The organism is Sorangium sp. So ce204 (assembly GCF_051526795.1).
GTDB lineage: Bacteria > Myxococcota_A > Polyangia > Polyangiales > Polyangiaceae > Sorangium > Sorangium cellulosum_B.
Window position 1 is genome coordinate 9220263 of record NZ_CP150317.1, and the last position, 22858, is coordinate 9243120.

The window sequence follows — 22858 nt, forward strand, 5'->3', positions numbered from 1 at the left end:
ACGCATAGGATACCGATCACGTTGTTCGAGCGGCCAATGCCGTCCCGATTGCCCGAGCGGCTGCGGCGACGAGCGTAGCCGGACATCCGTCGCGGTCAGCCGTCTGCTGAGCCACCATGCAAATGGCGCGCACGGCGCTCCCGCGCCTCGCCGATCCCGGCTATCCTCCGCGGCCATGCAACCCTGGTCGATCGAATGGAAAGGCGCCCTCCGCGAGCACGTGTTTTCGAGCAAAGCGCTCGAGGGCAACCCGCTCGGCGATCCCAGCCAGCGGCCGCTCTGGGTCTATCTACCGCCCGGCTACGACGGCGCGCCGGACCGCCGGTATCCGTCCGTGTACGTCCTCCAGGGTCTGACCGGCCAGCTCGACATGTGGAGGAACCGCCAGCCGTTCCGCAAGACCTTCCCCGAGCTCGTGGACGAGCTCTTCGCCGGAGGCGGCGCGCCGCCGTGCATCGTTGTCTGGGTCGACTGCTGGACGAGCCTCGGCGGCAGTCAGTTCCTCGACTCGCCGGCCACGGGCCGGTACCACACGTACCTTTGCGACGAGATCGTCCCGTGGGTCGACAGCGTCTATCGCACGCTGGCGAGCCGCGAGCACCGAGGCGTCGCGGGCAAGTCGAGCGGCGGTTACGGGGCCATGGTCACCCCCATGCTGCGCCCCGATCTCTTTGGCGGCCTCGCCACGCACGCGGGCGACGCGCTGTTCGAGGCCTGCTATCTGCCAGAGTTCCGGAGCGTCGCGCGCGCGCTGCGCGATCACTACCAGGGTTCGTACGAGCGCTTCTGGGCCGATTTCCGCGGCCGGCCTGCGTTGGCGAAGGACTCCGACGCGGAGCTCCTCGACACGTACTGCATGGCCGCGTGTTACTCGGCCGATCCGGACGGCACCGTGCGCCTGCCGCTCGATACGAGCACGGGCGCGCTGATCCCGGAGGTCTGGGAGCGCTGGCTGGCCTGGGATCCGGTCCGTATGGCGCTGAGGCACGCTGACGCCCTGCGGAGCATGAAGGCCATCTACATCGACTCGGGCACGCGCGACGAGTACTACCTCGATCTGGGCGCCGAGGCGTTCCGCCGAGCGCTCGCCAGCATCGGCGTGAACCAGGTGCGCTTCGAGCTGTTCGACGGGACGCACAAGGCCATCGAGTACAGGTATCCGCTCGCCCTGGCCTACCTCGCCGAGCGGCTCTCGCCCTGACCCGGCGGGCCGGGGCTTGACAGTTGGGTCCGGGTTGGGGCCAGGCGCGAGCGCGACCGGCCCCGCGCCCCCGCAGCGACGCTATCTCCCGGAGAACGGCCCCGGCCAGGAAGTACAGTTCTGCAGGCACCTCCAGTAGCGCTGGTAGCACGCGAACGGCGGAGCAAACCGGTACGCCAAGCAGAATTGAAGCCCGCTGAAGCACCTCCGCCGGCAAACCCACGAGAGGGCCTCGCTGGAGCTGCCGATGGTCTCGGAGTCCGTCTCCGCGGCAGCCCAGGGCTGAGCATCCCCCGCGGCTCCACCCGACGCCGCTTCCTCTGCGCTGGCCGGACCCGCTGCGCCAGAGAAGGCCGCCAGCACGCCGAATGCGAGGATTGCCTGAATTCTTCTCGTCGACTTCATGATCGCCCCCTCCACGTTGAATCCGGCGCAGGCGATGAACGATCGGAATCGCGCATTGCTTATGCCCGCACGACATGTTGTGCGGGCCTCATGGGATGTCCACCCGGCCGGGCGAGGCGGCGCGCTGTCGCTCTTCTTCGCGTCTTCGCGTCGGTTTCGCGTCGGTTTCGCGTCGGTGCTGGCGGCAGGTCCCCGAGATTCAGCACCGAGAAGGTCGGCCGGGTGCGGACCTGCAAGCTCGGCCCTCGTCCGCTCGAAGCAGAGATGGCGTGGCTCGAGAGCTACCGACAGATGTGGGCCACGCGCTTCGAGGAGCTGGACGCGGTCATCGACGAGCTGAAACGCAAGGAGAACACGCATGGACGCAAGAAGTGAGCGTGAGGCAAGACGAGGTGCTGGTCGAGCTGTTCCACGACGCCATGGACATCGTGACCATGAGCGCGAAGAAGCTGTCGCTGCCCTAGGCGCACGCCCGCCTGCGCGCCGGGCCCCTGGTCTACGCCGGGCGCGCCGACGATCGGGTATTTCCTTAAGACGTACGCCCGCTTGGCCGCGACGCGCGCCCCAATGAGCACTGGACGCAGCGCTCGCCTCGCTGGCAGGCTGCGCGCCGGCGAGGCGCCTCGTCCGGGTCCGCGGTGAGCGATGCAGGCAGGTGACATCATCGACGGCCGGTTCTGCATCGAGCACCTCGCGGCCTCGGGCGGGATGGGGGCCGTCTACCGGGCCCGCGATCAGGAGACCGGCGAGGCGGTCGCGATCAAGCTCCTGACCACCGAGAGCGCCCAGCACCTCGTCCGCTTCGCGCGCGAGGCCCAGATGCTCGCGGCCGCCCGGGTGCCCGGCGTCGTGCGCTACGTCGCGCACGGCGCCACCGCGTGGGGGCAGCCGTTCCTCGCCATGCAGTGGCTCGACGGCGAGACGCTCTCCGACCGGCTCACCCGCCAGGGCCTCACCCTCGAGGAGACCCTGGAGCTCGGCGTGCACGTCGCGAGGGCGCTCGGCGCCATCCACAGGCTGGGCCTCGTCCACCGCGACCTGAAGCCGAGCAACCTGCTGCTCGAGGGCGGCTCGCTCGAGCGCGTGCACCTCATCGATTTCGGCCTCGCCCGCGCCGTCGCCGACGAGCCGCTCACGGCCGCCGGGCTCGTCCTGGGCACGCCCGGGTACATGGCCCCCGAGCAGGCGCGCGGCGAGATCAGCGTCGACGCCCGCGCCGACGTGTTCGCCCTCGGCTGCATCCTCTACCGCTGCCTCACCGGCCGCGCCGCCTTCCAGGGCAACGCCGGGCTCGCCGTGCTGATGAAGGTCCTCCTCGAGGAGCCACCCCGCGCGCGTGACCTCCGGCCCGGCACCCCCGCCGCGCTCGACGATCTCGTCGCCCGCATGCTGGCGAAATCCCCGCTGGATCGGCCGGCCGACGGCGGCGCCGTGGCGGCCGAGCTCGCCACGATCGGCGCGCCCGAGAGCAGCGTCGGCGGGCCCCGCTCCTTCCCGCCGCGCGCCGTGGAGCTCACGACCGGCGAGCGACGCGTGACCTGCCTCGTGGTCACCCGGGAGCGCGCCATGAACGCATGCGCCGCGGCGGAGCCGCGCCGGGGCAACGGAGGCGCCGCGGCGGAGCCGCACCAGGACGACGCATGCGCCGCGGCGGAGCCGCGCCAGGCAGAGCTCTGGCAGCTGCACGACGTGGCCGAGCAGTACCGCGGCGAGCTCGAGCTCCTCGAGGGCCGCTCGCCGCTCATCGTGCTGTCCGGCGCGGGCGCGCCGACCGACCTCGCGGCGCGGGCCGCCCGGTGCGCGCTCGCGCTGCAGGAGCTGCTCGGCGGCGCGCCCGTCGCGCTCGCCACCGGCCGGGCGGAGCTCTCGGCGCGCGTGCCCGTCGGCGAGCTCATCGACCGCGCCTTCCAGATGCTCGCCGCCCACGACGACCGCTCCCTCCCCGCCGGCGTCCGCATCGACGAGGTGACAGCGGGCCTCATCGGTATGCGGTTCGACGTCACCGAGGACGCCGCGGGCCGCGTCCTGCACGGGGCGCGCGACGAGCGGACCGCGCAGCTGCTCGGCAAGCCGACCACCTACGTGGGCCGCGAGCGCGAGCTCGCCATGCTCGTGGCCGAGGTCGATCGCTGCATCGACGAGGGCGCCGCGGGCGCGGTGCTCGTGACGGCCGAGGCCGGGATGGGCAAGTCGCGCCTGCGAAAGGAGCTCATCCGCAAGCTCCGCGAGCGGGGAGACAGGATCGAGGTCTGGATCGGCCAGGGCGACCCCATGGGCGCCGGCGCGGCCTTCGGCCTGCTCGCGAGCGCGCTGCGGGACGCCCTCGGCGTCGCCGACGGCGAGCCCCTGGAGGCGCGGCAGCGCAAGGTCCGGAGCCGCGTGGAGCACTACGGGGGCACCGACGCGCCCCGCGTCGCGGCCTTCCTCGGCGAGCTCGTCGGCGCGCCGTTCCCCGACGAGCACGACGTGCAGCTCCGGCTCGCGCGGCGCGACGCCGTCCTGATGGGCGACCAGCTCCGCCACGCCTGGGAGGGCTTCCTCCGGGCGGCGTGCCGCGCGGGGCCCGTGCTCCTCGTGCTCGAGGATCTCCAGTGGGGCGACCTCCCCACCGTCACGATGGTCGACGAGGCGCTGCGCCAGCTCAAGGACATGCCGCTGCTCGTGCTGGCGCTGGGGCGTCCCGACGTGCGCCGGCTCTTCCCGAAGCTCTGGGAGGGCCGGCTGGCCCACGAGCTCCACCTCACGCCGCTCCCGCGCCGCGCGAGCGAGCGGCTCGTGCGCGAGGCGCTGGGCGCGCACGCGACGCACGACCTCGTGGGGAGGCTCGTCGAGCGCGCCGACGGCAACGCGTTCTTCCTCGAGGAGCAGATCCGCGCGGCCGCCGAGGGCAACAGCGAGGGCCAGCCGGAGACGGTGGTGGCCATGGTGCAGGCGCGGCTGGAGACGCTCGACGCCGAGGCGCGACGGCTCCTCAGAGCGGCGAGCATCTTCGGCGAGACGTTCAGGTCGAGCGCGGTCGCGGCGCTCCTCGGGAGCGCCGACATCGCGCAGGTCCTCGCGGAGCTGCTCCGGCGCGAGGTGATCGCGCGGCGGGGCGAGGGGCGGCCGCGGGACGACGCGGAGTACTGCTTCCGCCACGCGCTCGTCCGCGAGGCCGCCTACGGCATGCTGACGGCGCGCGACCTCCGCATCGGCCACGCGCTCGCCGGCAGCTTCCTCGAGGCGGCCGGCGAGGGTGATCCGAGGGCGCTCGCCGAGCACTTCGAGCGCGGCGAGGAGCCCGAGAAGGCCGCCGAGTGGTACCTGCGCGCCGCCGACAGCGCGCTCCGCGGCAACGACCTCGCCGAGGCGATCGCCTGCGCCGAGCGCGGCATCGCCTGCAGGCCGGATCCCGCCGCGGTGGGGGCGCTCCGCCTCGTCGAGGCCGAGGCGCTGCTCTGGCGCGGCGAGCCGGCCCTCGCGGAGCAGCGCGGGATCGAGGCGACGCGGCACCTCGTGCCGGGCTCGGTGGCGTGGTTCTCGGCGTTCACGCAGCTCGCGGGGGCGGGGCACAAGCAGGGCCACTACGAGCGCGTCGAGCGCTGGATGATGGTCGTCCTCGGCACCGAGCCGCTCGACGGCGCGCGCATCGCGAGGAACGCCTGCCTGCTCGAGGGGGCGATCGTGCTCCTGCTCGGCGGCCGCTACGCGTGCGTCGACGCGCTGATCGACGCGGTCGAGCGCGCGACGGAGGACGCGTCGGCCGCGGATCTCATGATCGAGGCGAAGCTCCTCTACCTGCACGGGCTGCTCCGGCAGCACAACGGCGATCCGAGCGCCTGCATCGCGAGCATGGGCGCGGCGCTCGCCGCGTTCGAGGACATCGGCGATCGCCGCGAGGCGTGCCGCGCGCGGCTCAACATGGGCCTCTGCTACGTCCAGTTCGGGTACTTCGAGGCGGCGGCGGGGGTGCTGCGCGCAGGGCTCGAGGAGGCGGAGCGGATGGCGCTCGACGACCGGGTCCCGAACGCGCTGCAGAACCTCGGCCTCGCGCTGGCCCACGCGGGCGAGGTCGACGCGGCGAGGGCGGCGCTGCGGAGCTCGATCGAGGCGCTCGAGCGCCGCGGCGACAGGCGGCGGGAGTGCGAGAGCCGGCTCCAGCTCGCGCGCGTCCTGCTCCTCGCGGGCGAGCCCGCGCTCGCCGAGGCGGAGGCGCAGGCGGCCGAGGCGCTCGCGCGGGGGGTGCCGGAGCGGCTCCCCGCGGCCATCGCGGCGCGCGCGCGCGCGCTGCTCGATCTCGGGCGCGCCGGCGAGGCGCTCGCCGCCACGACGCAGGCCCTGTCCCTGCTCGAGTCGGGCCGCCGTGACGAGGAGGGCCCGCTGGTGCGCCTGGTCCACGCCGAGGCGCTGGCCGCGACGGGCCAGATGGCCGAGGCCAAGGGCGCCATCGCCCTGGCCCGCAACGGCCTGCTCGTGCGGGCCGGGAGGATCGGCGATCCCGTCTGGCGCGAGCGCTTCTTGCGCGATGTCCCCGACAACGCGCGGATCCTGGAGCTCGCGCAAGGCTGGCTCGACGGAAACGGGCCCTGAAGCGTCAGCCGCCCTGTGGCGAGAGGCGATCACGGCGTCCGGCGGAGCCCACATGGCGGTGATTCCGGCCGTCGGGCGGGAGCATCTTTTTGTCACCCGGGACAGGAGACGTCGCAAGTAAGCTGAGCCTCTATCTCTGACCTCGTGTTCGAACACAGGGCGCCGTGCCGGGTCGATCAGGCGTGCGCGGAGGCCGCGGACTGCTTCTCAGGGCGGTGCGAGGAGGGCGCCGGGGGCAGCGCCGGCGCCGGGCGCGCGTGCGTGGCGGCGCGGTGCGACAACGGCGTGAAGGACGGCGACGAGACGGACACCGACTGCGGCGGCGGCGCCGCGCCGCGCGACGACAACCCGGCGTGTCCGCCGTGCAAGACCAGCAAGGGCTGCGCGGCGGGCTCGGATTGCGAGTCGTCGAGCTGCGTGAACGGCCAGTGTCTGGAGCCGACCTGCAGCGACAGTGTGAAGAACGGCCAGGAGACCGACGTCGATTGCGGCGGGATCTGCCCCGGCTGCCCGCCCGGCGACGCGTGCTCCAAATCGACCGACTGTATCGAGCTCGTCTGCCACGAGCAGGTCTGCCAGGCCGCGACCTGCAGCGACGGCGTGAAGAACGGCAAGGAGACCGACATCGACTGCGGCGGCACGGAGGGGTGCAGCACCCGGTGCCCGGCGGGGCAGCGTTGCAGCGGCAACGCCGACTGCGCGACGTCGATCTGCAACGCCACGAACCGCGTCTGCGCGTGCCCGGCGTGGATGGTGATCTCGCCCGTGAGCGGCGGCGGGAGCTACTGCATCGATCAATACGAGGTGACGAAGCAGGAGTACGATCTCTTCCTCCAGGCGAACCCGGTGCTCGCCGGCATGCCGGCGGAGTGCGCGGGGAACATCTACCGTCCCTCGGGCGGGTGGCCTTACACGGAGGGGCGAGTGCCCGTCACCTACGTCGACTGGTGCGATGCCTACGCGTACTGCTCCTACATGGGCAAACACCTCTGCGGCAGGATCGGCGGAGGCGCGAGCTCGCCAGCCGACTTCGCGAGCCCGACGCGGAGCGAGTGGTTCAACGCGTGCTCCGGCCAGGGCGTGAACGAATACCCGTACAGCGATCTCTATAGCAAGGCGACCTGCAAGGTGGAGGACCCGAGCGGCGAGTTCGCCAGGAAGCCCGTGCCCCCGAGCCCGATCCCGCCGATCTCGGCTTGCGAAGGCGGAATCACGGGCCTCTTTCATATGAGCGGCAACGTGGCGGAGTGGGAGAACTCCTGCGACGCGCAGGGCAACTGCCTCGTCCGCGGCGGCTCGCGGGCCTCGCAGCAGGACGACGATGACATCGCGCACGACACGCTGAAGGCGGCCAGGTGCGATGCGCTCCTGGACCAGGATCGCCTCACCCCGTCTGCGGACATCGGCTTCCGCTGCTGTCTCTGAGCGTTCGCGCCGGGTACGCGCCAGGCGGCGGCGCTCACCGGCGCCGCCGCCCGGCCGACGAGCTCACTGCGTCGGTTCGGGATCGCAGCCGTAGAGGACGTCGACCGCCGCCATGGCGTCGTCCTGGACCAGCCGGCACGCGTCGGGGCAGAGCGTGATCATGTCGTTCTCGATGTAGAAGGAGCCCGGGGCGCACGCCGCCGCGCTCGCCACCTGGGCGAACGATTGCGGCTCGCTCCCGTCGCCGGGCGTGTACTGGACGACCACGGTCGAGAGGTCGATGATCTCCCCAGGCGGCGAGTCCGGCACCGCGAACTCGCACGCGACCACCGCGCCCGTGATGACGCCCTCCGCGATCGCCTGGAACACAACGTCATAAGACTCCGTCTGGCAGAGCGGGAACCTGAGTCCGCCCGTCCTCTTGCTGAGCGTCTGGTAGCCCGTGCCCGGCTCCACGGCGGTGCCGCACGTCTCCTCGACCACGTCCGCGTCGGGCGCGTAGGCGTCCGTGGGAACCGTGTTCTCGTGGAGCCCGACGATGCTGTGAAAGACGTAGTTGGGCGCGGTCGCGTCGCCGAAGACCGCCGGATCCAGGCCGAACAGCAGCTCCTCGAAGTCCGTGGCGACCTCCTCCCAGGGCTGCCGCGTGTCGTCGATATAGATGTTGCGCTCGAGGTGCGTCGACTGGCAGCCCACGTGGTCGTCGGTGATCACGGTGATCACCTTGAACGAGTCCTCGCGCACCCACTCCGACCACCCGGACGGCGCCACGCCGTGCTCGTCGGGCAGGCCGCCGTTGTAGCTCCCGAGGAGCACGCAGAGCGCGTCGTTGCTCCTGATCTCGTGGCTGTAATGGTAGAAGACGGGCGGGTTGTTCCCCGGCGCCTCGGGGACGGGGGAGCAGCTCTCGGTGCTGAGCGGGGCGCCGACGCAGATCGAGTCGTCTTCCTCCGCCGTGCCGTGCGCGGAGATCATGATGACGCGGTAATCGATGCCGCTCTCGCCGATGATCGAGGCGAAGCTCTCATTGATGTTGTTCTGTACGCTGATGATCTCGTTCGCCATGCTGGGCGAGTTGTCGATGACGAACACGATGTCGACCGGCCGCTTCGTGAGCGTGGCCTCGGCGACCGTGGCGACACAGGCCGTATCGGGCGTCACCGGGCCGCTGCCACCCGTGTTGGAGCCGCTGGAGCCGTTGCCGATCATCCCCCCGTCGTCACCGCCCTCGCCGCCCCCGCCCCCGCTCCCGCCCGCGCCGCCCTCGCCGCCCCCGCCGCCGGCTCCACCGACGTTCGCTCCAGCCGTCGCGCCCGCGTCGCCCTCCCCCCCGGTGCTGCAGGAGCACCCTGCGGCGCCGGTCATCACCAGAACACCCAACCCAAGAAGCGGAACCACCATGGTAGACCGGGAGAGCTTCACATGAACCTCGACCGCTAGGGCGCATGAACGCGCTATTTCAGATTGCACAATTGCAACGAGATGTGGTGACGATTTTGACCTGACCGCGATTTTTCTCGGAGGCTGTCCCATGACATGTGTCATGGAAGCGTCTTTGTCATTCCACGTGGTGCGCACGGCGAGGCGCGGCGGATGGAGGCGCGGGCACGGCCACGTGGCCACGCGCCACGCGCCACCCGTAGCGCGAAGCGAGGGCGCCAGCTGGAACGCGGCGCCGCGGCGCGTCGGGCGCCTCGGCTCCTCGGACGCTCCGCGTGGGCTGGATGGTCTCTGCACAATGCGCCCCTAGGATGCAGGTATGAGCCTACGTCATGACTTTCCTCGCATCGGCATCGATGCGATCGCGCTCGCCGTCCCCCGCCGCTTCGTCGAGCTCACCGAGCTCGCCGAGGCGCGGGGCATCGCGCCCTCCAAGTACCTGACCGGGCTGGGGACCCGCCGGATGGCGATCGCCGCGCCCGACGAGGATCCGATCACCCTCGGCGCCAACGCGGCCCGCCGGCTGTTCCAGCGATCGGGCGCGAGCCCCGCGGACATCGGGCTCTGCGTCGTGGGCACCGAGACGGCCGTGGACCACGCGAAGCCGGCGGCCTCCTTCCTCCACGGCCTGCTCGGGCTGCCGAGCGCGTGCCGGGTCTTCGAGGCCAAGCACGCCTGCTTCGGGGGCACCGCGGGCCTCCTCAACGCGGTGGACTGGATCGCCTCGGGCTCGGCCCGCGGCCGCGCCGCGCTCGTCGTGTGCTCGGACGTGGCGCGCTACGCGCTCGGCTCCGCGGGCGAGCCCACCCAGGGCGCCGGCGCCGTGGCGCTGCTCGTGCGCGAGCGCCCGCGCCTCCTCGAGATCGAGGTCGGCCAGACCGGCACGTACGCGCGCGACGTCTACGATTTCTGGCGGCCGCTCCACCACAAGGAGGCGCTCGTCGACGGCCACTACTCGGTGCAGTGCTACCTCGACGCCCTCGCCGGGGCCTACGGCGACTGGCGCCGCGTGGCGGGCGACGGCGATCCCCTCGCGCGCACCTGCTATCACGTCCCCTACGGCAAGATGGCCCGCAAGGCCCACCGCCACCGGCTGGCGATGGACGGCCTGACCGAGCAGGCCGCCGACGAGAGCTTCGCCGTCGAGGTGGAGCCGTCGCTCGACCTGCCGTCGCGCATCGGCAACATCTACACGGGCTCGCTCTACCTGGCGCTCGCGTCCCTGCTCAACGCGGAGGCCCGCGCGCTCGAGGGGCAGCGCGTCGGGCTGTTCAGCTACGGCTCGGGCTGCTGCGCCGAGTTCTTCGCGGGCAGGATCGGGCCGGAGGCCGGGGCGCTCGTGGGCGCCCTCGAGATCGACGCCCCGCTCGACGGGTGCCGTCGCGCCTCCGTCGCGGAGTACGAGGCGCTGCGCCAAGGCGACGAGGCCGCCGACCGCCGGCCGGCGCCCGAGGGCGCCGAGCGCGGGGGCGCGAGCCTCGACGGCCGGGTGGTGTACCTGGGGCTCGACTCGAGCGAGCGGCGCGTCTACGCGAACGAGTGAGCGCCGGAGCGGGCAGCTCGCTCAGCCGGAGCTGGACGAGGGGGACGTGAGCTCCGAGAGCTTCACGGTGAAGAGCTCCGCCCCGCCGGCCGCGGCGACGACGACCCGCAGCGTGCCGGAGGGGACCGGTCGCTTCAGGCGCGCGGCGACCGCGCGCGTGACCGGCGCGAGCGGCGCGATGCTCTCGGCCATCGCCGAGCGCGCCATCACGCCGACCAGCATCGGCGCGCGCTCGCCCGCGGCCAGGGCGGCGCGGAGCATGCGCTCCGGTTCGAGAGCCGGGTCGCGCTGCTGCAGGCCGATCGCGATGAGGTAACCCGTCGGTTCTCGCAAGGAGAGGAGATAACCCGTCAGCGGCGCGGAGGCGCTGCCGCGGGCCGGGAGGCTCTGCAGCAGGCGCGCGAGCTCCGGGCGGTGTTCGGCGAGCAGCTCGGCCCGCTCATCGTGATCGGACATGCCCGCCCGCCCCTGCTTCGCCTGGGCGTTCGGCGTGAGACCGCGATTCCGCGGGGTGATCGTCGCTGCGTCTTTCGGGACCATGTTCCTCCAGCGAGGGCTCTTGCCCTCCGTGTTGTTTGTTCCGGTCACCGCGCCGCGCGTGTCACGAAATCGGACGCGCCCGCGCGTCGCTCGCAAACGCCGGCCGCGCGGCGACGGCTGCGCCCCTCCTCCATCGCGAGGGCGCGGCCCCCGTCCGCGGCGAGGGCGCGGACCTTGCGATGAGGCGCCGCGAGCTCGCTGCCCTCCGGCGCGGAGCGCTCCGGCGCCCGGCGCGCCCGCGCGGAGGAGAGCCAGCCAGAGGGAGATCCAGCCTATGCGAGGTCGAATGGGGAGGATGGGACAGGTGATGGCCGCAGCCGCCATGGTGGGGGGCTGCGCCTCCACCGAGGCGCCGCGAGACCCCGCGCCGCCCGTGGACGGCGCGGCGGCGGCGCCCGCGGCGACCGACACGGCGCCGGGCCCCGCGCGCCTGCGGGCGGCGTACATCGCGGCCGTGCAGGCGTCGGCGCCCGAGGGCTACCGGGTGCTCGAGGCGCCCCCGGGCGGGAACGAGGCGAGCCTGCGCGCGCCGAACCCGGCGCACCGGCTCGCGGCCGATTTCAGCGCGTCGGGCGTGCGGATCGCCCCGGAGGGCGAGGCGCGGTGGAGCTTCTCGATGGCCGCCGCCCGGTACGGCTGCGCGGGCGATCTGCGCGAGGTGCCGCGCGCGGCCCCGACCGCCACGGAGAACCGCGTGGAGCTCCGCCGGCAGGGCGCGTCGCCGGGCGAGGGGCTCGTGGAGTGGTACGTGAACGGTCCGCTCGGGCTGGAGCAGGGCTTCACGGTGCCCGGGGCGCCGCCCTGCCTCGCCCCCGGGGACCAGGACCTCGTCATCGAGCTCGCCCTGGGCGGCGATCTCCGCGCGACGCCGCTCGCCGGCGGCGACGGGGTCGCGCTGCGCGAGGCGTCCGGCGCGGTGGCGATGCGGTACACGGATCTCCACGCCACCGACGCCGCGGGGCGGACGCTGCCCGCGTGGATGGAGCTCGGCCCGGGCGAGCGCACGCTGTCGCTGCGCGTGGACACCGCCGGGGCCGCGTACCCGGTGACGGTGGATCCGCTCGCCGCCTCGGAGCGGACGGCGCTCATCGCGGTCGACGGCTCGACCCCGATCCACCTGGACGGCGACGCGATCGCCATGTCGGGCGACACCGCGATCGTCGGGGCGCCCGGGAGCGCGGCGTACGTGTTCGTGAAGAGCGGCGGCGCCTGGACGCAACAAGCCAGGCTCGTCCCGGCCGACGGGGCCGCGGGCGACGGCTTCGGCGCCTCGGTCGCGATCTCGGCGGACACCGCCGTGGTCGGGGCGCCCTGGGGCACCGGGGGCGCGGGCGCCGCCTACGTGTTCGTGCGGAGCGGGGGCGTGTGGTCCGAGCAGGCCAAGCTCGTCGCGAGCGGAGGGCCGTCGAACCCCGCGGGCGGGGCGGTGGCGGTCGACGGGGACCGGGCCGTCCTCTCCGCCGAGACGTCGGCCTACGTGTTCTCCCGCAGCGGCGGCGCCTGGAGCGAGGAGGTCGAGCTCGTCGCCCCGGCCGGCGCCAACGCCTGGAGCGCGCCGCCCGTCGCGATCGAGGGCGGCACGGTGGTCGTGGGCTCGCCGGGGGACAGGTGGTGGATGGAGGACGACGGCGTGGGCGCCGCGTACGTCTTCGAGGCGAGCGACTGGGGCGACGCGCACAGGCTCGCGGCGCACCCGCCGGAGACGTACGATCGCTTCGGCAGCTCGGTCGCGATCTCGGGCGGGCGCATCGTCGTGGGCGCGCCGGGCACCGACAGCCCGCCGATGCCGTGGTACCGCCTCGGGCGGGGAATGGCCTACGCGTTCGACCGCGGCGCGAGCGGCTGGATCCGGGAGGCCAGGTTGATCGCGGGCGACGGCAGGACCGGGGACGGCCTGGGAGGCGCCGTCGCGGTCTCCGGCGGCGCGGCGGTCGTCGGCGCGCTCCTGGCCGATCGCTTCGATCAACCGGACGCGGGCGCGGCGTACGTGTTCGTGCCGACGGGGGGCGAGTGGGTCGAGGGCGCCGAGGCCAAGCTCGCCGGCAGCGGACCGACCGGCGGCGGGTTCGGCAAGACCGTCGCGATGTCGGGGAGCTCGGTCATCGTTGGCTCTCCCGCGTACGCGTTCGAGCTCGCGCAGGACGGCGACGCCGACGGCGTGATCGACGCGGACGACAACTGCCCTGACGCCGCGAACCCGTCGCAGGTGGACAGCGACGCCGACGGGCAGGGCGACGCGTGCGACCCGCGGTGCGTGACCTTCCGGCGCGGCCTCGGCGGCGACGTGGCCGACGCGACGCTCTGGCAGGCATCGCCCACGTGGAACGACGGCGCCAGCACCGCGCTCTCGACGGGCACCGGCACGGGCGGCGTCCGGCGGAGCCTCCTCCGGTTCAACCTCGCCAGCGTCCCGGCGAGCGCCGAGATCGCCTCGGCGACGCTGTCGCTGTACCAGACGTACAAGATCGAGAGCAGCACCGTGCGCGTCCACCGGGCCACCGCCGCGTGGACGGAGTCGGGCGTCACGTGGGGCAACTTCGGCGGCGGCGGCCAGTTCGATCCGGCGATCGCGGCCTCCTTCGTCACCGGCGGGCCCGGCGGCACCACCGGCTTCCGGAACGTCGACGTGACCGCGCTCGCGCAGGCCTGGGTGAGCGGCGAGCTCGCCAACGACGGCGTGCTGATCGAGGAGGACGCGGTGACCCGCAGCTCGCTGCGCAGCAGCGAGAGCGGGAGCAGCGCGGAGCGGCCGGCGCTCACGATCTGCTACCACGACACCTGCGAGGACGGGATCCAGAGCGGCGCCGAGTCCGGCGTGGACTGCGGGGGCCCGAGCTGCGCGCCGTGCGCCCCCGGCAGTGTCCTCTGGAGCAGGCGCTTCATCAACGGCTGGTACGAGTCGATGCGCGCGCGCGCCGTCGCGGTCGACGGCGCGGACAACGTGATCTTCGGCGGCTACGCCTATGGCCCGGTCGACTTCGCCGAGAACGGCGCGCCGGCCCCCATGGAGCTGTGGAACACCCAGTTCCTGGTGAAGCTCGACCCCGCGGGGTACGGGCAGTGGAACAGGCGCCCGCTCCTCGGCAACACCGTCCTGAGCGTCGCCGCGTCGGGGGCCGGCGAGCTGCTCGTGGGCTCGGACTCCGGCCTGCAGCGGTACAGCGCGTGGGGCGAGCTCGTCGCGGAGGTCGAGGGCCTTTACCAGGTCGAGGTCGCCCAGGCCGGCTCGGACGCCGCGCTCGCCAGCGTCCTCTGGGACCCGGTCGATCTCGGCACCGGCCCCCTCGGTGGCGCGCCGGGCAGCGAGCTCCTTGTCGCGAAGCTCGGCGCGGCGGGCGCGCCGATCTGGACCAGGACCTTCGCGGCGAACCCGTACGACAGCGCCCCGACGAGCGTCGCCCTCGACGGCGCGGGCAACGTCATCGTCCTCGGCAGCTTCAACGGCTTGCTCGACCTCGGCGGCGGACTGCTGGCGAGCTCGCCCGCGGCGCAGGGCACGTACCTGGCGAAGTTCGATGCGGCCGGAAATCACGTCTTCAGCCAGGTTGTCTCCGGGGCGCCGGGCGACGGCGAGGTCGCCGCGACCTGGTCCGGGGACCTGGTCGTCGCCCTGGGAACGACCGTGACCAGGTTCACCGGCTCGGGCGCTCCCCTGTGGAGCGTCGATACGAGCGGCCTCGGCACGCTCTCGAGCACCTGGGACATCAGCTCCGTCGCCGTGGACAGCGCCGGCAACGTGTTCGTCAACCCCCGCGGCGCGATCGCGAAGCTCTCGCCGTCGGGCGCCGTGCTGTGGTCGGTCGACCCGATGGGCAGCGCGGACCGCGGCCAGATCTTCGATCTGGCGGTGGACAGCGCCGGCAACGTGATCGGCGTGGGCACGTACGACCACGAGGACGCGATCGTCGTGAAGCTCGCCCCGTAGCCCGGGCAGCGCCCCGGCGCGCTCGCCGTCGTCGCGGGCTCCTGGCCGCCTGGCCAGGAGCCCGGGATCACGAGCTCCGCGCGCGCGCGGTCGACTCCAGCCCGCCGGGCACGAAGTCCGTCCCCTTCTGGACACGGTCGTTCCACGTCTCGGGGGGCTTGCCTGAAGGCACCTCCCTCATCGTGATGCACCCCGGCACCGGGCACACGAGCGCACACAGATTGCAGCCGATGCACTCCTCCTCGTCGACGAACGGGACCCGCGACGGCGCCGCGTCCCCGCTCGGATCCGCCGTCACCGCGCGATCCGGGAGGACCTTCGGGAGGTGGGTGTGGCCCGCCGCGCGCGCCTCCGCCTCCGTCCTCCCCGGCAGGTGGATGCACTGGTGCGCCCCGTCCATGCAGGCGACGTAACAGAGCTGGCACCCGATGCACTTGTCGGCGCTGATGTCCGCGACGACGCGGTACGAGAGGTCGAGCTCGCCCCACTCCTGGACCTGCGGGATCGCCCTGCCGCGCAGCTCGTTCACCGAGCGCATCCCGTGGTCGTCGAGCCAGTCGCCGAGCCCCTCGATCATCTCCTCGACGATGCGGTAGCCGTAATGCATCACCGCGGTGCAGACCTGGACGCTCGTCGCGCCGAGCGCGATGAACTCGGCGGCGTCGCGGGAGTTCGAGATGCCGCCGATGCCGGAGATGGGCAGCCGGCCGACGCCGGGGTGGCGCGCCAGCTGGCTCAGCAGGTGGAGCGCGATCGGCTTGACCGCGGGCCCGCAATAACCGCCGTTCGTCGACGCGCCGCCGACCCGCGGGAGCGGGACCATCCGCTCCAGATCGACGCCCATGAGCGACTTGACCGTGTTGATCAGCGAGATGCCGTGCGCCCCGGAGCGGAGCACGGCCTCGCCCGGCTCCAGGATGTCGCCGACGTTGGGCGTGAGCTTCACGATGACCGGCGTCGTCGCGAACTCGACGGCCCAGCGCGCGATCTCCTGGAGGACCGCCGGCTCGTTGCCGACGGCCGAGCCCATGCCGCGCTCGCACATCCCGTGCGGACAGCCGAAGTTGAGCTCGAGCCCGTCGGCGCCCGTGTCCTCGGCCTTGCGGATGATCTCGCGCCACTCGTCCTTCGTCTCGACCATCAGCGAGGCGATGAGCGCGTGGCCCGGGTAACGCCGCTTGATCTCGCGCATCTCCTTGAGGTTCACGTCGAGCGGGCGATCGGTGATGAGCTCGACGTTGTTGAGCCCCATGAGCCGCGTGTTGCCGTAGTCGATGCCGCCGAACCGGCTCGACACGTTGACGATCGGGTTCCCGAGCGTCTTCCAGACGGCGCCGCCCCAGCCGGCGTCGAAGGCGCGCCGGACCTGATCTCCGGTGTTGGTCGGCGGCGCCGAGGCGAGCCAGAACGGGTTCGGGCTCTTGATCCCGGCGAAGTCGATAGAGAGGTCGGCCATCGCTCAGCTCCCTTGCGGTGAGGGCACGGGCGCCGCGCCGCCCGCCCGCGTCGTCATCGCTTCGTGCATCGCGCGCGCGGCGATCTTCGCCTCGGCGACCGCGTTGACGACCTCCTTGCCGCCGTTCACGCAGTCGCCGCCGCTGTACACCTTCGGGTTGCCCGTGCGGTGCGTCGCCGGGTCGACCACCACGCGCCCCCTCGCGTCGAGCACCACCCCCTCGAACGCGAGCGCCACCTGCGTCGCCCGGCTCTGCCCGATCGCGACAGCGACGAGGTCGGCGGGCAGGAGCTCCTCTCCGGCCGGCCCCGGCGCGGGGCCCCGCGCGCCGGCGTCGGCGGGCGCGTCGGCGGGCGCGATCCGCAGCGCGACGACCTTGCCGGCCTCGCGCACCACCTCGACCGGCACCCGGTTCTCGACGAGGCGCGCGCCGGCGACCCGCGCGCCCTCGAGCTCGTGCGCGTAGCCCGACATCTCGGCCTCGGAGCGGCGGTACACGACGGCCACGTCGACCCCGAGCAGCGAGAGCTCGTGGGCGACGTCGAGCGCCGTGTTGCCGCCGCCGATGACGACCGCGCGCCGCACGCCCGCGAGGTCGAGGCCCGGGTCGGCCTTGAGCCGCTCGATGAACGCTGTCGCGCCCACAACGCCGTCGCCGTCCTCCCCGCGGAGGCCGAGGCGCGCGTCGGCGCCCAGGCCGAGCCCCAGGAACACCGCGTCGTACTCCGCGACCAGGTCGCGCGCGGAGACCTCCCCCGGCCCGGCCGCCTGCGCGACGACCGAGACGCCGGCGCGGAGCTCGATGTCCCCGAGCGACAGGACCCACTCGAGCTCGTGGAGCGCCTCGTGCCCCTTCATCTTGTAGGGCGCGATCCCGAGCGTGTTCAGGCCGCCGGGGATGGCCTTCCGCTCGAAGATCACGGCGCGGTGCCCCTCGAGGGCGAGGTAGCCCGCCGCGGCGATCGACGCGGGCCCCGCGCCCACGAGCGCGACGCTCTTGCCGGTGGGCGGCTTCGCCCGGAAGATCCGCGGATCGCGCGCGAGGGCCGACTCGACAGCGTAGCGCTGGAGGCGGCCGATCGCGATCGGCTCGCGCCCCCACCCGTTGTAGACGCAGTCGCCCGCGCAGAGCACCTCGACGGGGCAGGCCTGCCCGCACGACTGGCCGAGCAGGTTGGCCGTGAGGATGGTGCGGGCCGCGCCCTTCACCTGACCGGCCGCGATCTTCCGGATGAACGTCGGGATATCGATCGCCGTCGGGCACGCCTTGACGCAGGGCGCGTCGACGCAATAGAGACACCGGTTCGCCTCGGCGATCGCCTCGGCGTCGTTGTAGCGCGGGCTCTTGTCCTCGAATCGCTCTTCGATCCGGCCGGACGGGAGGGCTGAGAGGCGTATCGGGGCTCGGGTCATGCTGGCGCTCGCGCGGCTCCTCTCGAATGGTGCGTGGTGGGTGGTGACTAGAAGGCCTGGGCTCCCTGGGTCGGGCCGAGCCGGCGCGGGAGGTAGCGCCCGGCGCCCCGCTCCACGTCGAGCTTGCCGTCCACGCACTGGACCCGGCCGTTGACGATGACGTGCGTCGGCTTCCCCTTCACCTCGAAGCCCTCGAAGATGCTCCGATCGCACCGGTGATGGTGGGTCTTCGCGGAGATCGTGCTCGTCCCCTTCGGATCGAAGACCACGAGATCCGCGTCGCCGCCCGGCACGATCGAGCCTTTGCGCGGGTACAGCCCGAAGATCTTGGCCGGCTGCGTCGAGAAGAGATCGACGAAGCGGTGGACGTCGATCCGCCCCGCGAGCACCCCGTAGGTCCAGAGCAGGGCGAGACGGTTCTCGATGCCGGCGGCGCCGTTCGGGATCCGCGAGAAATCGTCCTTGCCCATGTCCTTCTGGCCGACCTGGTTGAAGGGACAGTGGTCGGTCGCCACCGTCTGGATGAGCCCCGACGAGAGCGCGGCCCACAGCGCGTCCTGGTGGCCCTTCGGCCGGATCGGCGGGCTCATCACGTAGGCCGCCCCCTCGAAGCCGGGCTTCTCGTACACCGAGTCGTCGAGCAGGAGGTACTGCGGGCACGTCTCGGCCATGACCACCTGGCCCCGGCTCCGCGCCTCGGTGACCGCGGCGAGCGCCTCCTTGCAGGTGAGGTGGACGATGTAGATCGGCTCGCCGATCATCCGGGCGAGCATGATCGCGCGCCCCGTCGCCTCGCCCTCGATCGGCGCGGGGCGGCTCTGCGCGTGGTACCGCGGGTGGGTCTTGCCCTCCTTCAGGAGCTTCTTCTGGAGTGCGACGACCGCGTCGCCGTGCTCGGCGTGCACGGTCACGAGCGCGCCGAGGCCCTTGGCGGCCTGCATCACCTGGATGAGCTCCGGATCGTCGACGCCGATGGCCCCGCGGTAGGCCATGAAGGTCTTGAACGACGGGATGCCGTGCTCGCGCGTGCAGACGGCCATCTCCTCGAGCGTGTCGTCGCCGAACCAGGTGACGGCCATGTGGAAGGCGTAATCGGAGACCGCCTTCTTCGCCTTCTCGTTCCACATCGCGAGCCCGTCGAGCAGCGCCTGCCCTCGGGCCGGGATCACGAAATCGATGATCGAGGTCGTGCCCCCGGCGACGCCCGCCGCCGTGCCTGTCTCGAAATCATCGGAGCTCTCCGTCCCCATGAACGGCAGCTCCATGTGCACGTGGGCGTCGACCCCGCCGGGGAAGATGAGCTGCCCCGAGGCGTCGATCACCGTGTCCCCCGCGCGCTCCTTCGACAGCCCCGCGCCGACCGCGGCGATCTTCCCGTCCTCGCAGTAGACGTCGCCGACGAACCGGTCGCTCGCTGTGATGATCTCGCCGTTTTTGATCAGGATGCCCATGTTGCTCCTCCGCGGGTGAGCGCCGGGCGGCGGGTCCCCTCCGGAGGCGGCGCCGCCCTCCCGCCGCCCCGGGCCCTCAGGGCAGCTGTTCCGTGAGCTCGCCGTACGTCTCGGGCCGGCGATCGCGGTAGAACTGCCACGTCCTCCGCACCTCCTCGATCAGGTCGAGGTTCATCTCGGCGACGACGAGCTCGTCCTTGTCCTCGCTCCCCGTCGCGAGGAAGCTGCCCCGCGGGTCGCAGAAGTAGCTCGTCCCGTAGAACTTGCCGATGTTCCACGGCGCCTCGGTGCCGACGCGGTTCGAGGCGGCGATGAAGTAGCCGTTGGCCACGGCGTGCGCGGGCTGCTCGAGCTTCCAGAGGTACTGGGAGAGCCCGGCGACCGTCGCCGAGGGGTTCCACACGATCTCGGCGCCGTTCAGGCCGAGCAGCCGCGCCCCCTCCGGGAAGTGGCGATCATAGCAGATGTAGACGCCGATCCGCGCATACCGCGTCTGGAACGTGGGATAACCGAGGTTCCCCGGCTTGAAGAAGAACTTCTCCCAGAACCCGTTCGTGTGCGGGATGTGCGTCTTCCGGTACTTGCCGAGGTACGTGCCGTCGGCGTCGACCACGGCGGCCGTGTTGTAGTAGACGCCCGCCATCTCCCGCTCGTAGATCGGGATGATCATCACCATCTTGTACTTCTTGGCGTACGCCGCGAGCCGCTCGACCGTCGGGCCGGGGACGGGCTCGGCCACGTCGCACCATTTCGCGTCCTGCGAGGGACAGAAGTAAGGTGTATTGAAGACCTCCTGCAAACAGAGGATCTGCACACCCCTCTTCCCCGCCTCGTCGATGAACGACAGGTGCTTCTCGAACATCGCGTCCCGGATGGCCATGACGGAGGCGCCGTCATCGCCGATCGGGGTGGAGCACTGGATGAGCCCGCCAAGTACGTTCCGTGCCATCAGAACCACCTCGTGATGACGATCTTGCGCTCGGTGTAGAAGTCGATGGCCGTCGGGCCGTGCGCCTTGAGATCGCCGAAGAAGCTGCCCTTCTGGCCGCCGAAGGGGAAGAAGGCCATCGGCGCCGCGACGCCGATGTTCACGCCGACCATCCCGGCACCCACGCGGTGCTGGAACTCGCGCGCCGCGCGGCCGCTCGACGTGTAGATCGACGCCGCATTGCCGTACTCGCTCCGGTTCGCGATCGCGATCGCCTCGTCGAGGTCGTTCGCGCGCATCAGGCACGCGACCGGCCCGAAGATCTCCTCGGTCGCGATCACCATCCCTGGCCGCACGTCGTCGAAGACCGTGGGCCCCACCCAGTTGCCGTCCGGATACCCCTCGACCCTCGCGTCCCGGCCGTCGAGCAGGAGCGTCGCCCCCTCCGCCACGCCCTGGTTGATGTACGAGAGCACCCGGTCCCTGTGCGCCGCCGAGATCACCGGGCCCATGGTCACGCCCGGCTTCGAGCCGTCGCCCAGCACGATCCCCTTCGCGTGGCGCACGAGCCCGTCGCGCACGGCCTCGTAGGTGTCGCCGACGCACACGACGACGCTGCCGGCCAGGCATCGCTGGCCGGAGCAGCCGTAGATGGACTCGGCCACGTTGGCGACCGTCATCTGCCGCTCGGCGTCCGGCATCACGACGAGGAAGTTCTTCGCCCCGCCGAGCGCCTGGACCCGCTTGCCCGCCTCCGCGGCGCTCTTGTACACGTGGCGCGCGACAGCCGACGAGCCGACGAACGACACGCCCGCGATGTCCCTGTGCGCGCAGAAGGCGTTCACGACGTCGCGGCCGCCGTGGACCAGGTTCACCACGCCGGGCGGCAGCCCGGCCTGCTCGATCAGCTCGAAGATGCGCTGCTGCGAGAGCGGGACCTGCTCCGACGGCTTGAGCACGAACGTGTTCCCCGTCGCGATCGCGTACGGCAGGAACCAGAGCGGCACCATCGGGGGGAAGTTGAACGGCGTGATCGCGGCGAAGACGCCGAGCGGCTGGCGGATCGTGTGGCAGTCGATCCGGGACGCGACGTCCTCGAGGGCCTGCCCCATCAGGAGGGCCGGGATGCCGGCCGCGTGCTCGACGTTCTCGATGCCGCGGCCGAAATCGTTCCGGGCCTCGGTCAGCGTCTTGCCGTGCTCGGAGGTGCAGATCGCCGCGATCTCGTCGCGATGGGCGTCGAAGATCTCGCGCAGCTTGAAGAGGTAGCGCGCCCGCTGCACCGGCGGCGTCGCGCTCCAGCCGGGGAACGCCGCCTGCGCGGCCTTCACCGCCGCGTCGACGTCGGACGCCGTCGAGAGGGGCACCTCCGCAAGAGATTCCCCGGTCGCCGGGTTCTTCACCTCGAGGCGCGTCGCCCCCGAGGCTCGAGACCAGGCTCCGCCGACGAAGTTTTCCAGCACACGCATCGTGAAAAACCTTTCCCCCCGGCGAGGTCGTCACTCGGCAGCCCCGACCAACAGGCCGGGCGCCGCCCCTGGCTGCTGGGCATCACAGCCCACCGATCGAGCGCTACATGCGGTGGGGGCCATCCGTCAAGCCTCGGTGCGACGCGGCGCGCACACCGCACCGGCCTACGGAAGATCCCCAGCGCACATCCCGTAGTATAGACCACAGAGCAGCTGGCGGCCCACCGTGCAACTGCCCAGCAGCACGTCATGAAATACTTTGGAAATAACTCGGGTATGCCCTGGGTGGGCCGCGCGAACGACGCGAGCGACGCGCACGAGAGGACCCTGCCGCTCGAGCGACTCCATCCGCCGCGATGCCCCACGTCGAGGCGGCCCGGCGCGACTCCCTCGCCGCCGCCCGCGCCACGAGGGAGTCGCGCCGAAGCGCGGCGCGGCGCGGCCCGTCGCCCGTCCACCGGAGCACCGCATCGAAAGTCGCGCGCGGTCGTTGCTCCGTCGATCGAACCGTCCTAGGTGCACCCCATGGACCTCGCGGATCCTTGCCCGGTGGCCAGCCGCACGACTATCCCAGGGGGTGGCTGTGCGCGCTGGCGGCTCGGCGGTGCGCAGACGTAAGATCGACGTAAGATCGGTGCGCGCTCGGTGAGACGATGACGAAACCCAGCATGCTGTTCGACACGACGGAGCACGTGCTCATCGCCGTCCACGGCAGGGAACCGCCGAGCGACGAGGAATGGGAAGGGTATATGCAGGCGGCGGGCAGTCTCCCGCCCACCTGCACGAAGACTCTCGTGGTGACCGCCGGGGGGGGCCCCAACGCGAAGCAGCGGGCATCCATCAACGACTACGTGAGCAAGACCGCGCTCACGGTGGCGATCTGCACGGACGCGCTCCTCGTCCGGCAGATCGGGACTGCGCTCAGCTGGTTCAACCCGCGGGTCAAGGCGTTCCGGGGCAGCGACGTCGTGGCCGCGCTGCGCTATCTGGAGATCACCGGGCCTGAGGCCGCCGAGGTGCAACACAAGGTCACGAAGATGAGACTCGAGATCGAGGGCCGGCCGTCCCGCGCGCCGCGCTGACCCGCGGGCCG

13 protein-coding genes and 1 pseudogene are annotated in these 22858 nt (G+C 72.2%); 7 read left to right on the top strand and 7 right to left on the bottom strand.

Going from position 1 to position 22858, the window contains the following annotated elements; all coding sequences use genetic code 11:
• The first annotated feature begins 175 nt into the window (after nucleotides 1–175).
• From WMF22_RS34505 to WMF22_RS34520, 4 genes and pseudogenes are all read left to right on the top strand, one after another.
• Nucleotides 176–1201: an alpha/beta hydrolase gene (locus WMF22_RS34505; protein ID WP_438032547.1), complete on the top strand. Its 1026-nt coding sequence runs from the start codon at nucleotides 176–178 to the stop codon at nucleotides 1199–1201.
• 606 nt (nucleotides 1202–1807) lie between these two features.
• Nucleotides 1808–1981, top strand: a pseudogene (locus WMF22_RS34510) (ArsR family transcriptional regulator); the annotation flags it as partial.
• Between the two features lie 270 nt (nucleotides 1982–2251).
• Nucleotides 2252–6175 (top strand): serine/threonine-protein kinase, encoded by a 3924-nt coding sequence (locus WMF22_RS34515; protein WP_438032548.1) that lies wholly within the window; start codon nucleotides 2252–2254, stop codon nucleotides 6173–6175.
• Nucleotides 6176–6319: 144 nt separating this feature from the next.
• Nucleotides 6320–7600 carry an SUMF1/EgtB/PvdO family nonheme iron enzyme gene (locus WMF22_RS34520; RefSeq protein ID WP_438032549.1) on the top strand — a complete coding sequence of 427 codons (1281 nt, stop codon included), beginning with the start codon at nucleotides 6320–6322 and terminating at the stop codon, nucleotides 7598–7600.
• Nucleotides 7601–7663: 63 nt separating this feature from the next.
• On the opposite strand, the gene WMF22_RS34525 is transcribed toward WMF22_RS34520, so the two are convergent.
• Nucleotides 7664–8965, bottom strand: coding sequence for a hypothetical protein (locus WMF22_RS34525; protein ID WP_438032550.1), 1302 nt, complete (start codon nucleotides 8963–8965; stop codon nucleotides 7664–7666).
• 394 nt (nucleotides 8966–9359) lie between these two features.
• On the opposite strand from WMF22_RS34525, the gene WMF22_RS34530 reads away from it, so the two are divergent.
• Nucleotides 9360–10583, top strand: a complete 1224-nt coding sequence (locus WMF22_RS34530) for a hydroxymethylglutaryl-CoA synthase family protein (RefSeq protein ID WP_437294224.1) — start codon at nucleotides 9360–9362, stop codon at nucleotides 10581–10583.
• Nucleotides 10584–10604: 21 nt separating this feature from the next.
• Here the strand turns inward: WMF22_RS34530 and WMF22_RS34535 are convergent, their stop codons facing one another.
• Nucleotides 10605–11039, bottom strand: a complete 435-nt coding sequence (locus tag WMF22_RS34535) for a hypothetical protein (protein ID WP_437294225.1) — start codon at nucleotides 11037–11039, stop codon at nucleotides 10605–10607.
• A gap of 391 nt (nucleotides 11040–11430) precedes the next feature.
• Here WMF22_RS34535 and WMF22_RS34540 point away from each other — a divergent pair, with 391 nt between their 5' ends.
• Entirely contained in the window at nucleotides 11431–15048 is a 3618-nt protein-coding gene (locus WMF22_RS34540) for a DNRLRE domain-containing protein (RefSeq protein WP_438032551.1), read from the top strand.
• A 67-nt stretch (nucleotides 15049–15115) separates the two neighbouring features.
• Here WMF22_RS34540 and preA read toward each other — a convergent pair whose 3' ends face one another.
• From preA to WMF22_RS34565, 5 genes are all read right to left on the bottom strand, one after another.
• Entirely contained in the window at nucleotides 15116–16504 is a 1389-nt protein-coding gene (preA, locus tag WMF22_RS34545; protein WP_438032552.1) for an NAD-dependent dihydropyrimidine dehydrogenase subunit PreA, read from the bottom strand.
• A gap of 3 nt (nucleotides 16505–16507) precedes the next feature.
• Complete coding sequence (locus tag WMF22_RS34550; RefSeq protein WP_438032553.1) at nucleotides 16508–17917, bottom strand: FAD-dependent oxidoreductase; 1410 nt, start codon at nucleotides 17915–17917, stop codon at nucleotides 16508–16510.
• Nucleotides 17918–17964: 47 nt separating this feature from the next.
• Nucleotides 17965–19368 (bottom strand): dihydropyrimidinase, encoded by a 1404-nt coding sequence (gene hydA, locus WMF22_RS34555; RefSeq protein WP_437294228.1) that lies wholly within the window; start codon nucleotides 19366–19368, stop codon nucleotides 17965–17967.
• 76 nt (nucleotides 19369–19444) lie between these two features.
• Nucleotides 19445–20317 (bottom strand): nitrilase-related carbon-nitrogen hydrolase, encoded by an 873-nt coding sequence (locus WMF22_RS34560; protein WP_012239016.1) that lies wholly within the window; start codon nucleotides 20315–20317, stop codon nucleotides 19445–19447.
• A complete protein-coding gene (locus tag WMF22_RS34565; protein ID WP_437294229.1) occupies nucleotides 20317–21765 on the bottom strand; it encodes a CoA-acylating methylmalonate-semialdehyde dehydrogenase in 1449 nt (482 codons plus the stop codon). The genes WMF22_RS34560 and WMF22_RS34565 overlap by 1 nt, the downstream gene beginning before the upstream one ends.
• Before the next feature lie 653 nt (nucleotides 21766–22418).
• On the opposite strand from WMF22_RS34565, the gene WMF22_RS34570 reads away from it, so the two are divergent.
• Nucleotides 22419–22847: a hypothetical protein gene (locus tag WMF22_RS34570; protein ID WP_437294230.1), complete on the top strand. Its 429-nt coding sequence runs from the start codon at nucleotides 22419–22421 to the stop codon at nucleotides 22845–22847.
• Nucleotides 22848–22858 lie beyond the last annotated feature (11 nt).